This window comes from Polymorphospora sp. A560 (genome assembly GCF_045781765.1).
In the GTDB taxonomy this organism is placed as follows: domain Bacteria; phylum Actinomycetota; class Actinomycetes; order Mycobacteriales; family Micromonosporaceae; genus Polymorphospora; species Polymorphospora lycopeni.
The window spans coordinates 6,587,703-6,601,800 of record NZ_CP122282.1 but is presented as its reverse complement, the minus strand read 5'-3'; the positions used below and the strand labels follow the sequence as shown (position 1 = coordinate 6,601,800).

The 14,098-nt window shown below is 73.4% G+C and carries 11 protein-coding genes; all 11 read left to right on the top strand.

What is annotated here, in order from left to right; genetic code table 11:
- The first annotated feature begins 10 nt into the window (after positions 1–10).
- A complete protein-coding gene (locus QCD66_RS29840) occupies positions 11–970 on the top strand; it encodes an electron transfer flavoprotein subunit alpha/FixB family protein (RefSeq protein ID WP_375736602.1) in 960 nt (319 codons plus the stop codon).
- A gap of 94 nt (positions 971–1,064) precedes the next feature.
- Positions 1,065–2,243, top strand: coding sequence for a cysteine desulfurase family protein (locus tag QCD66_RS29835; RefSeq protein ID WP_375736603.1), 1,179 nt, complete (start codon positions 1,065–1,067; stop codon positions 2,241–2,243).
- Positions 2,244–2,328: 85 nt separating this feature from the next.
- The gene (gene mnmA, locus QCD66_RS29830; protein ID WP_364208346.1) at positions 2,329–3,399 is read left to right on the top strand and encodes a tRNA 2-thiouridine(34) synthase MnmA; all 1,071 of its coding nucleotides are present in this window, start codon (positions 2,329–2,331) and stop codon (positions 3,397–3,399) included.
- A gap of 900 nt (positions 3,400–4,299) precedes the next feature.
- The gene (locus QCD66_RS29825) at positions 4,300–5,304 is read left to right on the top strand and encodes a methionine synthase (RefSeq protein WP_375733867.1); all 1,005 of its coding nucleotides are present in this window, start codon (positions 4,300–4,302) and stop codon (positions 5,302–5,304) included.
- A 228-nt stretch (positions 5,305–5,532) separates the two neighbouring features.
- A complete protein-coding gene (locus QCD66_RS29820; protein WP_375733868.1) occupies positions 5,533–6,552 on the top strand; it encodes an ADP-ribosylglycohydrolase family protein in 1,020 nt (339 codons plus the stop codon).
- Positions 6,553–6,592: 40 nt separating this feature from the next.
- Positions 6,593–6,718: a hypothetical protein gene (locus tag QCD66_RS29815; protein WP_357532749.1), complete on the top strand. Its 126-nt coding sequence runs from the start codon at positions 6,593–6,595 to the stop codon at positions 6,716–6,718.
- A gap of 132 nt (positions 6,719–6,850) precedes the next feature.
- On the top strand, positions 6,851–8,977 hold the full coding sequence (ligA, locus tag QCD66_RS29810; RefSeq protein ID WP_375733869.1) for an NAD-dependent DNA ligase LigA: 2,127 nt from the start codon (positions 6,851–6,853) through the stop codon (positions 8,975–8,977).
- A gap of 200 nt (positions 8,978–9,177) precedes the next feature.
- A complete protein-coding gene (locus QCD66_RS29805) occupies positions 9,178–11,298 on the top strand; it encodes a putative bifunctional diguanylate cyclase/phosphodiesterase (RefSeq protein WP_375733870.1) in 2,121 nt (706 codons plus the stop codon).
- 232 nt (positions 11,299–11,530) lie between these two features.
- Positions 11,531–11,830: an Asp-tRNA(Asn)/Glu-tRNA(Gln) amidotransferase subunit GatC gene (gatC, locus tag QCD66_RS29800; RefSeq protein ID WP_357532744.1), complete on the top strand. Its 300-nt coding sequence runs from the start codon at positions 11,531–11,533 to the stop codon at positions 11,828–11,830.
- Positions 11,831–11,832: 2 nt separating this feature from the next.
- Complete coding sequence (gatA, locus tag QCD66_RS29795; protein WP_364208838.1) at positions 11,833–13,311, top strand: Asp-tRNA(Asn)/Glu-tRNA(Gln) amidotransferase subunit GatA; 1,479 nt, start codon at positions 11,833–11,835, stop codon at positions 13,309–13,311.
- Positions 13,312–13,323: 12 nt separating this feature from the next.
- Entirely contained in the window at positions 13,324–13,983 is a 660-nt protein-coding gene (locus tag QCD66_RS29790) for an AAA family ATPase (RefSeq protein WP_407566873.1), read from the top strand.
- Positions 13,984–14,098 lie beyond the last annotated feature (115 nt).

Here is a 14,098-nt window from a genome sequence, read left to right as displayed (position 1 = left end):
GGTAGCGGTCATGGCTGAGGTACTCGTCGTCGTCGAAGCCACCCGGGAATTCGGCGTCAAGAAGGTAACGCTCGAACTGCTCACCCTCGCCCGTCAGCTCGGCAGCCCCTCCGCCGTCGTACTCGGCGGACCGGGCGCCGTGGAGCGGTTGTCCGACAAGCTCGCCGAGTACGGCGCCGAGAAGATCTACGCGGCCGAGAGCGAGGAGATCGACGGCTACCTGGTGGCGCCCAAGGCCACCGTCGTCGCCGAACTCGTCAAGCGGGTCCAGCCCGCCGCCGTCCTGCTCGCCGCCAGCCAGGAGGGCAAGGAGATCGCCGGCCGGCTCGCCGTCAAGCTCGACAACGGCGTCCTGTCCGACATCGTCGACCTCGCCGCCGACGGCACCGCCACCCAGGTCGCGTTCGCCGGCTCGACGATCGTCAAGTCCAAGGTGACCCGCGGCCTGCCGCTGGCTACCCTGCGACCCAACTCGCTCGCCCCGGCGCCCGCCCCGGCCACCCCGGCCGTCGAGCAGGTCGAGGTGCAGCTCGGTGCCGCCGACAAGCTCACCCGCGTGGTCGAGCGGGTCGCCGAGCAGAAGGGTGCCCGGCCCGAGCTGACCGAGGCGTCCGTGGTCGTCTCCGGCGGTCGCGGCGTCGGCAGCGCCGACGGCTTCAAGCTCGTCGAGGATCTCGCCGACGCGCTCGGTGGCGCCGTCGGCGCCTCCCGCGCGGCCGTCGACGCCGGCTACTACCCGCACCAGTTCCAGGTCGGGCAGACCGGCAAGACCGTCACCCCGCAGCTCTACATCGCGCTCGGCATCTCCGGCGCGATCCAGCACCGGGCCGGCATGCAGACCTCGAAGACGATCGTCGCGGTCAACAAGGCCGACGACGCCCCCATCTGGGAACTGGCCGACTTCGGCGTCGTCGGCAAGCTCGAGGAGGTCGTACCACAGGCCATCGAGGAGATCCGCAAGCGCAAGTGAAACGAGCGGCCCGGTGACCGCCAGGTCACCGGGCCGCCGCATTGTCGACGCTGGCCGCGGGTGTGCCCGGCCCCGACGGATAGGCTGGAGAGCGATGGCCTATCTGGATCACGCCGCCACCACGCCGATGCTCGACGAGGTGATCGAGGCATACGTCGCCACCGCCCGCGAGGTGGGCAACGCGTCGTCGCTGCATGCCGCCGGCCGGTCCGCCCGCCGCCGGATCGAGGAGTCGCGCGAACGCGTCGCGGCGGCCCTCGGCGCCCGCCCGTCCGAGGTCATCTTCACCGGCGGCGGCACCGAGAGCGACAACCTCGCGGTCAAGGGCATCTTCTGGGCCCGCCGGGCCGCCGACCCGGGCCGTACGCACGTCGTCGCCAGCGCGGTCGAACACCACGCCGTGCTCGACACCGTCGAATGGCTGGAACGGCACGAGGGCGCCGGCGTGACCTGGCTGCCGGTCGACGCCGCCGGCCGGCTCGACCCCGACGGGCTGCGCGCCGTGCTCGCCGCCCAGGACGGGCAGGTCGCCCTGGTCACCGCGATGTGGGCCAACAACGAGGTCGGCACCCTGCAACCGGTCGAGAAGCTCGCGGCGGTCGCCGCCGAGCGGGACGTCCCGTTCCACACCGACGCGATCCAGGCCGTCGGCCAGGTGCCGGTCGACTTCGCCGCCAGCGGGGCCGCCGCCCTCACCGTCACCGGCCACAAGCTCGGCGGGCCGGCCGGGGTGGGGGCGCTGCTGCTGGCCCGCGAGGTGGCCTGCACACCGCTGCTGCACGGCGGCGGGCAGGAACGCGACGTACGCTCCGGAACCCTGGACACCGCCGGCATCGTGGCGTTCGCCGTCGCCGTCGAGATGGCCGTACGCGACCAGCGCCGGTACGCCGAGCAGGTCGGCGCGCTACGCGACGAACTCGTCCGGCGGGTACGGGCCGCCGTACCCGACGCGGTCTACAACGGTGATCCGGCCGACCGGCTGCCCGGCAACGCACACTTCTCGTTCCCGGGCTGCGAGGGCGACGCGCTGCTGCTCCTGCTCGACGCCGGCGGCATCGCCTGCTCGACCGGGTCGGCGTGCTCGGCCGGCGTGGCCCAGCCGTCCCACGTGCTGCTGGCCATGGGCGCCGACGACGACCGGGCCCGGTCCTCGCTGCGCTTCACCCTCGGCCACACCTCCACCGGCGCCGACGTCGACGCGTTACTGAACGTGCTGCCGGGCGCCGTCGAACGGGCCCGCCGGGCCGGGGCGGTCCGGTCCAGCCGTACCTGACCGGGGGTGGTGCGGGGCCGCGGCGCCGGCGTGCCGGGCGGGCGGTGCGGGCGGCTACCCTCGACGGAGCGAAAGGAGCGGTGCGGTGAAGGTCTTGGCAGCCATGTCCGGCGGGGTCGACTCGGCGGTCGCCGCCGCGCGGGCGGTGGCGACCGGACATGACGTCACCGGAGTGCACCTCGCGCTGGCCCGGAACCCGCAGACCTACCGGTCGGGCGCACGCGGCTGCTGCACGCTCGAGGACTCCCGCGACGCCCGCCGGGCCGCCGACGTCATCGGCATCCCGTTCTACGTCTGGGACATGGCCGACCGGTTCCACGAGGACGTCGTCGACGACTTCGTGGCCGAGTACGCCGCCGGCCGTACCCCGAACCCGTGCCTGCGCTGCAACGAGAAGATCAAGTTCGAGGCGGTGCTCGACCGGGCGGTGGCGCTGGGCTTCGACGCCGTCGTGACCGGTCACCACGCCCGGCTCGGCCCCGACGGGCTGCTGCGGCGCAGCGTCGACACCGCCAAGGACCAGTCGTACGTGCTCGCGGTGCTGCGCCGCGACCAGCTCGACCGTTCGATCTTCCCGCTCGGCGACTCCACCAAGGCGCAGGTCCGCGAGGAGGCCACCCGGCTCGGGCTCGCCGTCGCCGACAAGCCCGACTCGCACGACATCTGCTTCATCGCCGACGGCGACACCCGGCGGTTCCTCGCCGAGCGGCTCGGCGAGACGCCGGGCGACATCGTCGACGGCGCCAGCGGCGCGGTGGTCGGCGCGCACACCGGGGCATACGCCTACACGGTGGGCCAGCGACGCGGGCTGGCGCTCGGCGTACCGGCGCCGGACGGCCAGCCGCGCTACGTGCTGTCGATCACCCCGAAGACCAACACGGTGACGGTCGGACCGGCCGCGGCGCTGGAGGTGTCCAGCGTGACCGCCGACCGTCCGGTATGGACCGCCGGGCCGGCTCCCGTGGCGCCCGTCGAGTGCGAGGTGCAGCTGCGCGCCCACGGCTCGGTCGTGCCGGCGACGGTCACCGTCGACGACGGTGTGCTGCGGGCGGAGTTGCGCCGGCCGGTACGCGGGGTGGCGGCCGGTCAGGCGATCGTCGCGTACCGCCCGGACCCGGCCGGCGACATCGTCCTGGGATCGGCGACCATCCGCTGACGGCGCAGGCCGCCCACGGCTGGCGGGCCGGCGGGGGCCGGGTCGACGGCGACCGTTCGTGATCGTCTGCGGTTCAGACACCTCGGTTACGGCGTGTCGAACGCCTGTGCCGCAGACGATCGAGGCCGGGTGCCGGCGGTCGGGTGTCGGGTGCGGGCCGGATGTCGGGGCGGTCGGGTGTCGGACGGTCGGAGCGGCTGGTCGGGTGGGCTGGCGGGGCGGGGGTATCGCCGTTCCGGTCCACATCAAAGTCCGCGTATCCACAGCGAGTTTGCTGTGGACCGGGACAGCAACCCCGGTTTGCCGCCTGCTTTCAGGCTCGTGGTGATCGTCTGCTGTCCAGCCGTTCGACTCGCCGTGTCGTGACGGCGGAACAGCAGACGATCACGCACCCGACCGCCCCCGCCCGCTCTTACCTGCACAAGGCCCCGCCGCCCGGCCCGGCCCGGCCCCGCCGCCCGGCCCGGCCCGGCCCCGCCGCCCGGCCCGGCCCGGCCCCGCCGCCCGGCCCGGCCCGGCCCCGCCGCCCGGCCTGGCCCGCCCACCGCGCTTGGCCCCACTGCACTTCGCTCCACCCGCTCGGCTTCGCCTCACCCGCTCGGCTTCGCCTCACCCGCTCGGCTTCGCCCGATAACGTTTGGCCCCGCCGCGCCTGCTGCGCCCGCCTGGTCTCGCCTCGTCACGCTGATCAAGGTCTTGTTGACGGTTTTCCCACTTCGTTTGTCCTTTACATCCCCTTGATCGGCGCGGCTGTGGCGAGCGCGGGCTGTGGCGGGCCTTCGCGCGGCTGGGAGCCCGGCTGTGGCCGGCCTTCGCCGGGCGTTCGCCCGGCCGTGGGGCGGGCGTGGTGCGAGCCCGGTCCGGCGGGTGGTGGTGAGTGGGTGCGTAGAGTGAGCGGGCGTGACTGACGCTACGTGGCCGTGGCCGGTGGGTTCGGCGTCCGGGATCGGCTCGATGCCCGGGACCGATGTCGCGGAGGCGCAACGGATCATCTTCGGCGAGCTGCCCACCCTGCCCCACCTGCCCGAGCTGCCGGAGCGCGGACCGGGCGCCGACATGATCGGCCGGGGTGCCGGGCTGCTCGTCGACCTGCCGGTGGAGTTGTATGCCGGCCGCTGGCGCATCGCTGGACATCCGGGCCGTGACCTGCGTCGTACGCATGATCTGCTGGAACGCGACCTGGACCAGTTGACCGAGCAGGGCGACGGGCTGGCCGGGCCGGTCAAGATCCAGGCGGTCGGGCCGCTGACCCTCGCGGCCGGCATCGACCTGCCGATCGGTGGCCGGATGCTGCGTGACCATGGGGCGGTACGCGACCTGGCCGGTTCGCTCGCCGAGGGGTTGCGGAACCACGTCGCGGACGTACGGCGGCGGCTGCCCCGGGCCACCGTGTTGCTGCAACTCGACGAACCCTCGCTGCCCGCGGTGCTGGCCGGACGGGTGCCGACCGAGAGCGGCTTCAGCGCCTACCGGGCGGTGGAGACGGGCACCGCGACGACGTTGCTGCGCGAGGTGGTCGAGGCGGTGGACACGCCGGTGGTCGTGCACTGCTGCGCGCCCGACGTACCGCTGGACCTGGTGCGGGCGGCCGGGGCGACCGCCGTGGCCCTGGACCTGGCGCTGATCGGGCAGCTCGACCCGTTGGGGGAGGCCATCGACGCCGGGCTCGGACTTTTCGCCGGTGCGGCGTCGGCGGTGGCGCCGCCCGGCGCCCGCCCGCCGACGTCGGCCGGGGTCGCCCAGCGGGTCCGCCGGGTGTGGGACGAGTTGGGGTTCCCGGCCCGCCGGCTGGCCGAGCAGGTCGTGGTGACGCCCGCCTGCGGGCTGGCCGGGGCCACGCCGGCTTACGCCCGCGCGATCCTCACCGCCTGCCGGGACGCCGGCCGTCGCCTGCACGAGGACTGAAGTATCCGGCCCACGGACCGGGTGGGGTGATCGTCTGCTGTTCAGCAGTGCCCGGCCCGGCGTGTCGACTGCCGCAACCGCAGACGATCACCGGCGGGGGAAGCGCGAGCGGGCCGGGAAGCGCGAGCGGGCCAGCGCGGGCCAGCCAACGCGGGCCAGCCAACGCGGGCCGGCCAACGCGGGGCCGGCCAGGGCGGGCGGGCCGGACGCTGGCCCGGATGGGCGATCATGGTCGGCATGTCCCGATCCGACTCCGCCCCCCGTCGCGCCTCCGGTTCGCTGTTCGGTCTCGCGTACGGTGACGCGCTCGGCAAGCCGACCGAGTTCATGACCGTCGCGGCGATCACCGACCGGTACGGCCCCGACGGCCCGCGCGAACTGGCCGGGGATCCCGCGCTGGTCACCGACGACACCCAGATGGGCCTGGCCGTGGCGTGGGCGCTGCGCGAGGCACCCGCGGCGACGCCCGCCGTGCTGGAGCCGCTCCTGCGTCGACGGTTCCTCGACTGGGCGATCAGCCCGGACAACAACCGGGCGCCGGGCAACACCTGCCTGCGTGCCTGTGCCGGGTTGTCCACCGGTCGCCGGTGGCAGGAGGCGACGGTCGCCGACTCGAAGGGCTGCGGCGCCAACATGCGGGTCACCCCGGTCGGCCTGGTCCCCGGATACGACCTGGACACGCTCGCCGGTGTCGCGCAGTTGCAGGCCGGCCTCACCCACGGCCACCCGACCGGGCTCGCGGCGAGCGAGCTGACCGCGTACGCGGTCCGGGTCGTGCGCGACGGCGCCGACCTGGCCGATTTGCCGCGACTGCTGCGGGACCGGGCCGCCGGGCAGCGTCGGGTCTACCGGGGTGACTGGCTCGGCGACCTGTGGCGGCAGGGCGGCGCCGGCTCGCCGGAGGACTTCGTCGCCGCCGGCTGGGACGAGTGCCTGGCCGTGCTGGACCGGCTCGACGCGGCGCTTTCGCGGCGCGACGACGGCGGCGACGTCTGCCGCGACACCGGGGAGGGCTGGATCGCCGAGGAGGCGCTGGCCAGTGCGCTGCTCTGCGTACTGCGGCACCCGGACGACCCGGTCTCGGCGCTGGCCCGGGGCGCCACCACCGCCGGCGACTCCGACTCGATCGCCTGCCTTGCCGGGGCGGTGCTCGGTGCCGCGTACGGGATGGCCGCCTGGCCCGACGGGTGGGCCGAGCGGATCGAGTACGCCGACCAGTTGGCCACCCTCGGCGCCGGCTGGGACTGAACCGGCCCGGTACGCGTCCCACGTCGCTAGCGTCGGCGGGGTGAGCAGGAGTCCCCGCCGACGTGGCGGGTTACGGGTGGTGTTGCTGGCCATCGCGGCCGCGGCGCTGGTCTGTGTGCTCTGGATGGCCGGGGTCGCCGCCTTCCGGCTCTCGATCGGGCGGTAGCCGCCGCCCGGCCCGCCCACCACCGCTCACCTCCGCCCCGCCCGGCCGGCGAGCCCGCCCCGCCCGGCCGGCGAGCCGCGTGCCGCACCGGTCCGGGCGGTCTTACCGTGCTGGTGAGTGAGGAGGTGGCCGGTGTCCGAGGAACTGACCGGCGAACTGCCCACGCCCGAGCAGGAGGCCGGGGCGGGGGTCGAGCCGCCGCCGGACGTACGCGACCGGCACGCCACGCTGAGCGTGGAGGTCACCGACCACCAGTACCGCTATTACGTGCTCGACGCGCCGACGATCAGCGACGGCGAGTTCGACCGGCTGCTGCGTGAACTGGCGGAGCTGGAGGAGCGCTATCCGGCGCTGCGGACCCCGGACTCGCCGACGCAGCGGGTCGGTGGCACCTTCTCGACGCTGTTCACCCCGGTCGAGCACGCCGAGCGGATGATGTCGCTCGACAACGTCTTCGACGATGCCGAGCTGACCGCCTGGGCCGAGCGGGTGCGCCGGGACGCCGGCGGACCGGTGCCGTTGCTGTGCGAGCTGAAGGTCGACGGGGTCGCGATCAACCTGACGTACGAGGGCGGCCGGCTGGTGCGGGCGGCGACCCGTGGCGACGGCCGGACGGGGGAGGACGTGACCGGCAACGTCCGCGCGATCCGGGGCGTGCCGCGGCGGCTGTCCGGTGCCGGCGTACCGGAGCTGATCGAGGTGCGGGGCGAGATCTACTTTCCGGTCGAGGCGTTCGCCGACCTCAACGCGGGCCTGGTCGAGCAGGGCCGGCCGCCGTTCGCCAACCCGCGCAACGCCGCCGCCGGCAGCCTGCGGCAGAAGGACCCGCGGGTCACCGCCGGCCGGCCGTTGCGGCTGGTCGTGCACGGCATCGGGGCCCGGCGCGGGTTCGATCCGGCCACCCAGTCCGGGGCGTACGCGACGCTGAAGGGCTTCGGCCTGCCGACCGGCGAGCACGTCCGGGTGGTGCCGGACCTGGCCGGGGTACGCGAGTTCGTCGCCCACTACGCCGAGCACCGGCACGACGTCGGGTACGAGATCGACGGGGTGGTCGTCAAGGTCGACCCGGTGCCGATCCAGGGCCGGCTCGGCTCGACCAGCCGGGCACCGCGCTGGGCGATCGCCTTCAAGTACCCGCCGGAGGAGGTCACCACGAGGCTGCTCGACATCGACGTGAACGTGGGGCGGACCGGCCGGGTGACGCCGTTCGCCGTACTCGAACCGGTCCGGGTCGCCGGCTCCACCGTCGCCCTGGCGACCCTGCACAACGCCCGCGAGGTGGCCCGCAAGGGCGTGCTGATCGGCGACACGGTCGTGGTGCGCAAGGCCGGTGACGTGATCCCCGAGATCCTCGGCCCGGTCGTCGACGTACGCCCGCCCGACGCCCGACCGTTCGTGATGCCGGACCGCTGCCCGGCGTGCGGTACGGCGCTGGCACCGGCCCGGGAGAGCGACGTCGACATCCGCTGCCCGAACGCGCGGACCTGCCCGGCGCAGTTGCGCGAGCGGGTCTTCGCGCTGGCCGGGCGCGGCGCGCTCGACATCGAGGTGCTCGGCTACAAGGCGGCCGGCGCGTTGCTGGAGGCCGGGGCGATCGTCGACGAGGGCGACCTGTTCGATCTCGACGCCGGAAAGCTGGCGGGCGTGCCGTTCTTCGTCAACGCCGACGGCTCGCTGGGCGGCAACGCCGGCAAGCTGCTGGCCAGCCTGGGCGCCGCCCGCGGCCGCCCGCTGTGGCGGGTGCTGGTGGCCCTGTCGATCCGGCACTGCGGCCCGACCGCCACCCAGGCGCTGGCCCGGCACTTCGGCTCGATCGCGGCGATCGAGGCGGCGTCGGAGGAGGAGTTGGCGTCGGTGGAGGGGGTCGGCCCGACGATCGCGGCCAGCGTGAAGGAGTGGTTCGGCGTCGACTGGCACCGTGAGGTGGTGCGCAAGTGGGCCGCCGCGGGCGTACGGATGACCGAGGAGCGGGCCGCCGAGGGGCCGCGTCCGCTGGAGGGGGTCACCGTCGTGGTGACCGGCACGTTGTCGAACTACTCGCGGGACGGGGCCGCGGAGGCGGTGCGGGCGCGTGGTGGGCGGGTTAGTGGCTCGGTGTCGAAGAAGACCAGCTTCGTGGTGGTCGGTGACAATCCCGGCTCGAAGGCGGACAAGGCAATTTCCCTGAAACTACCCATTTTGGATGAGGCAGGATTCGACGTTCTGCTGATGCAGGGGCCGGAGGCGGCCGCTAGCGTTGCCCAAAGTAGTGAATCATGAGCTTTGGGTAGTAAATCGCGGGTATTCTGCAGTCAATCGCGGAACGTGAGTATTTTCGGCAACTGATTACGTATTCCAAATTAGTCACGACACACTCCCTTTGTCCCCCGAGGTCGCAGCCCTGGCCGGTCGGGGAGTTTGATGGAGCATCACCAGCGCGGCATCAGGTCGTGCCCCGGCGAGAGACGGCGGGAGGTCCGATGGAGGCCGCAGCGCAGCGGAACTCCGTTCCCCCCGAGCGGGCGTTGCCGTTCTTCACCTTCGTCACCGCGATCGTGACCCTGGCCGGCGCCGTCACCGCCGTGTCACTGGTCGCGCTCCCCAGCGAGATCCCGGCCCTGCCGGTCGGGTTCTGGCTGATGGCCGGCCTCGCCGTCGTCTGCGACGCCCGCCCCTTCACCCCGCCCGGCCGCCGCCAGAGTTCGGCGGTGTTCCCGTCGATCTGTTTCACCTTCGCCATCATGCTGCTGTGGGGCGAGGCACCGGCGATCGCCGTACAGGCGGCGGCCGTCGTCGTCGCCTCCTGGCGGATGCGGCACACCGTGTGGCGGACCGTGTTCAACATCGCCCAGTACGCCCTCGCCCTCACCGCCGCCTACACGGTCATTCGCCTGGCACCCGGCCTGCCGTACGTGGTGACGGTCGTCGCCGCGGCGGCGACCTGGTTCGCCGTCAAGTACGGCACCGTCACCGTCGCCATCCGGCTGCTGACCGGCGGCCACTGGTGGCGCTCGGTCAGCCACGGGCTCGCCTTCGAACTGCTCTCGACCGGTTCGCTGCTGCTGCTCGGCCCGATCCTGGCCAGCGCCGCGCGGACCAACGCCGCACTGATCCCGCTGGTCGTCGTACCGCTCTACGCCGTCTACCGGATGGCCCGGCTGTCGACCGAGCACGAACAGGTCGGCCGGCTCGACCCGCTCACCGGCCTGGCCAACCGCAAGGCGCTGCTCGGCGAGGTCGCCGACCGGCTGCCCGCCCACGCCGAGCGCGCCGCCCGGCACGCCGCCGAACGGCACCTCGCCCTGCTCGTACTCGACCTCGACCGCTTCAAGCACGTCAACGACGCGCTCGGGCACGCCGTCGGCGACCGCCTCCTCGTCGAGGTCGCCGGCCGGCTGACGGCGGCCGTACGCCCGCAGGACGTGGTGGCCCGGCTCGGCGGCGACGAGTTCGCCATCCTCAGCGGGCACCTCGCCGACCCGGCCGAGGCCACCGACCTCGCCGCCCGGATCGTCGAGGTGCTCGCCGAACCGGTACCGATCGACGGCCTCCCGCTCGACGTCGGCGGCTCGATCGGCGTCGCCGTCTACCCCGAGCACGGCGAGGACTTCGAGACCCTGATGCGGCACGCCGACGTCGCCATGTACGACGCGAAGCACCGCGGCGACGCCGTCGCCGTCTATGCACCGGACTCCGACCACAGTTCGCCGGAGCGGCTCAGCCTTCTCGCCGACCTGCGCCGGGTCCTGGAGACGACCGGCCCGCAGCACTCCGGTGGCGGCCCGGCGGCCGGCCGGGAAGCCGCCACCGCCGGTCGGGCCGGTGCCACCGCCGGCCGCGAGGCCGGCGGCGCGGGCGAGATCACCATGTACTACCAGCCGCAGGTCGAGATCGCGACCGGCGAGGTGGTGGGCGTCGAGGCACTGCTGCGCTGGCGGCACCCCCGGCGCGGGATGGTCGACCCCGAGGAACTGATCCGGGTCGCCGAGCAGAGCGCGGTGATGCGGCTGCTCACCCGGCGGGTCGTCGACGACGTGGTCGAACAGGTCGCCAAGTGGGCGGCGGCCGGCCTGCCGCTGCGGGCGGCACTCAACGTCAGCGTCCGCGACCTGCACACCGGTGAGATCGCCGACCAGATCGACGACCGGCTCACCCGCTACGGCGTACCGCCGGACCGGCTCCAACTGGAGATCACCGAGGGGGCGCTGATGGCCGACCCGCGCCGGGTCCTGGCCACCATCGCCCGGCTCGACCGGATCGGCGTCGCGATCGCGCTCGACGATTTCGGCACCGGCTACTCGTCCATGCAGCACCTGCGCCGGCTGCCGCTGTCCGAGGTCAAGGTCGACCGGTCGTTCGTACTCGGCATGACCGGCGACGCCGACGACGCCGCGATCGTCCGGTCGATCATCGAACTGGCCGGCGCGCTCGGGCTGCGGGTCGTGGCCGAAGGGGTCGAGGACGAGCGGACCTGGCGGATGCTGCACGAGGCGGGCTGCCACGTCGCCCAGGGCTGGTTCTACGCCCGCCCGATGCCCGCCGACGAGCTGGCCGCCTGGCTGGCCCGCTACCACCCCCTACGCCCCCACCTGACCACCTGAGCCGCCGCTGCCCACCGGCCGGTCCGGGCCCCGCCCGGCCCGGCCGCGCCGGCCCGGCGCCGCCCGCCGCAAGATCCGCGTGATCAGGGAGTTTGGCGGGCGGCGCGCCGGCGACACGCCAATAACAGTCCCTGATCACGGGGATCATGGGGGAGTTGGCGGGGCGGGGGGAGGCGCTGCCGGGGCGAGAAATAGACTCGGCCGGTCACGTTTACCCACGAAGGGGGCGCAGATGGCCGCCATCTCCCGCGAAGAGGTCGCGCATCTGGCGCGCCTGTCGCGGCTCGCAGTCACCGACACCGAGCTCGACACCTTCGCCGGCCAACTCGACGTCATCCTCCAGGCGGTCGCCCGGGTCGGTGAGGTCGCCGCCGCCGACATCCCGCCGACGTCGCACTCCGTGCCGCTGACCAACGTCCTGCGCGACGACGTGGTGGTGCCGGGCCTCACCCCCGCCGAGGCGCTGTCCGGTGCACCGGACGCCGAGGGCAACCGGTTCCGCGTACCGCGGATCCTCGACGAGGAGGCGTGACCATGGCCGACCTGACCAGACTGACCGCGACCGAGATCGCCGCGCGCATCGCGTCCGGCGAGGTCTCCGCCGTCGAGGTGACCGAGGCCCACCTCGACCGGATCGCCGCCGTCGACGAGCGGGTGCACGCCTTCCTGCACGTCGACGCCGAGGGCGCGCTCGACGCGGCCCGCGCCGTCGACACCCGCCGGGCCGCCGGCGAGGAACTGGGCCCGCTGGCCGGGGTGCCGATCGCCGTCAAGGACGTGCTGACCACCCGCGGCGTGCCGACCACGGCCGCGTCGCGCATCCTCGAAGGCTGGCGTCCGCCGTACGACTCGACGATCGTCGAGCGGTTGCGGGCCGCCGGCACCGTCATGCTCGGCAAGACCAACATGGACGAGTTCGCGATGGGCTCGTCGACCGAATACTCCGCGTACGGGCCGACGTTCAACCCCTGGGATCTCGGCCGTATCCCGGGCGGATCGGGTGGTGGCAGCGCCGCCGCGCTGGCCGCCTACGAGGCGCCGCTCGCGATCGGCACCGACACCGGCGGTTCGATCCGGCAGCCGGGTGCGGTCACCGGCACCGTCGGGGCGAAGCCGACGTACGGCGGCACCTCCCGCTACGGCCTCATCGCCTTCTCGTCCTCTCTGGACACCCCGGGCCCGTGCGCCCGTACGGTGCTCGACGCCGCGCTACTGCACTCGGTCATCGGCGGCCACGACCCGCGCGACTCGACATCGGTTCCGCAGCCGGTGCCCGACGTCGTCGCCGCCGCCCGGGCCGGGGCGGCCGGCGACCTGACCGGCATGCGGCTCGGCCTGGTCCGCGAGTTCGCCGCCGAGGCGGGCGGCGAGCCGGGTGTGACCGCCGCGTTCCGCGACGCCGTCGACGCGCTGACCAAGCTCGGCGCCGAGGTGGTCGAGGTGTCCTGCCCCCACTTCGAGTACGCCCTGCCGGCCTACTACCTGATCGCGCCGAGCGAGTGCTCGTCCAACCTGGCCCGCTTCGACGGCGTGCGCTTCGGCCTGCGGACCGGCGACGACGGGGTGCGGTCGCTGGAGGAGGTCATGTCGCTGACCCGCGACGTGGGCTTCGGCGCCGAGGTGAAGCGGCGCATCATGCTCGGCACCTACGCCCTCTCCTCGGGCTACTACGACGCCTACTACGGGCAGGCGCAGAAGGTCCGTACCCTGATCAGCCGCGACTTCACCGCCGCGTTCGAGCAGGTCGACGCGCTGATCTCGCCGACCACCCCGTTCGTGGCGTTCCCGCTCGGATCGCGTACGGCCGACCCCTACCAGATGTACCTGGCCGACCTGTTCACGATCCCCAGCAACCTGTACGGCGGCCCGGCCATCTCCGTCCCCTGTGGACTGTCGGAGGGGCTGCCGGTCGGGCTCCAGGTGATGGCCCCGACGATGGCCGACGACCGGATGTACCGGGTCGCCGCCGCCCTCGAATCCGCCGTCGGCACCCTGACCCCACCCGCCCTCTGACGATGGCGGGCGATGCTGACCAGGATCGAGATCGACGGGTTCAAGTCGTTCCGCGACTTCGAACTCGACGTACCACCGTTCCTCGTCATCATCGGCCGCAACGCGGCCGGTAAGTCCAACCTGTTCGACGCGATCCGGTTCCTCGGCCGACTGGCCGGGGAACCGGTTCTGGAAGCCGCCCAGCACATGCGTGGCGACCTGGTCGACCTGTTTCACCGACGCACCGACGGCGCTGCCGTCGACCAGATGTCCTTCGCCGTGGAGGTTCTGCTCGACCGCTCGGTCACCGACGCGTTCGGCGACACCGCCGAGGTCAACCACACGCGGTTGCGCTACGAGCTGACGATCGAGCTACGCCCGGGTGGACCTGGTGGAACCAAGCGGCCGTACGTGGCCCGTGAGTCGGTCCGCCGGATACGACGGGCCGCCGACCAGTGGGTAGAACAGTTCGTCGGCCCGCATCGAGATCAGTCGGTGGTCTACCGCAACGGCGCCGACCCGTTGGAGACGGAGACCGACGACCAGGGGCGGCCCGTGTTCAGCATCCGGCAGCAGGGTAACCAGGGCCGCAAGCGCCGATTGCCGGCCACTGCTGCCACCGCTACCGTCCTGTCGAGCCTGACGACCGCGACCGACTTCCCGCTGCTGTACGCACTGAAACGGGAGCCGTAGTCCTGGCGGTTGTTGCACCTCGATCCGAGCGCCCTACGCGCGCCGGACTCGTACGACGATCCGGACACGCTTTCGGAGAGCGGCGCGCACCTGGCCAACACGCTGCGTCGGTTCG

What these genes read in the sequence shown, in the direction of transcription:
- QCD66_RS29840 (WP_375736602.1), top strand. Translation starts at nt 11, where the DNA reads ATGGCTGAGGTACTCGTCGTCGTCGAAGCCACCCGGGAATTCGGCGTC.
- QCD66_RS29835 (WP_375736603.1), top strand. Translation starts at nt 1,065, where the DNA reads ATGGCCTATCTGGATCACGCCGCCACCACGCCGATGCTCGACGAGGTG.
- QCD66_RS29820 (WP_375733868.1), top strand. Translation starts at nt 5,533, where the DNA reads ATGGTCGGCATGTCCCGATCCGACTCCGCCCCCCGTCGCGCCTCCGGT.
- QCD66_RS29805 (WP_375733870.1), top strand. Translation starts at nt 9,178, where the DNA reads ATGGAGGCCGCAGCGCAGCGGAACTCCGTTCCCCCCGAGCGGGCGTTG.
- gatC (WP_357532744.1), top strand. Translation starts at nt 11,531, where the DNA reads ATGGCCGCCATCTCCCGCGAAGAGGTCGCGCATCTGGCGCGCCTGTCG.
- gatA (WP_364208838.1), top strand. Translation starts at nt 11,833, where the DNA reads ATGGCCGACCTGACCAGACTGACCGCGACCGAGATCGCCGCGCGCATC.
- QCD66_RS29790 (WP_407566873.1), top strand. Translation starts at nt 13,324, where the DNA reads ATGCTGACCAGGATCGAGATCGACGGGTTCAAGTCGTTCCGCGACTTC.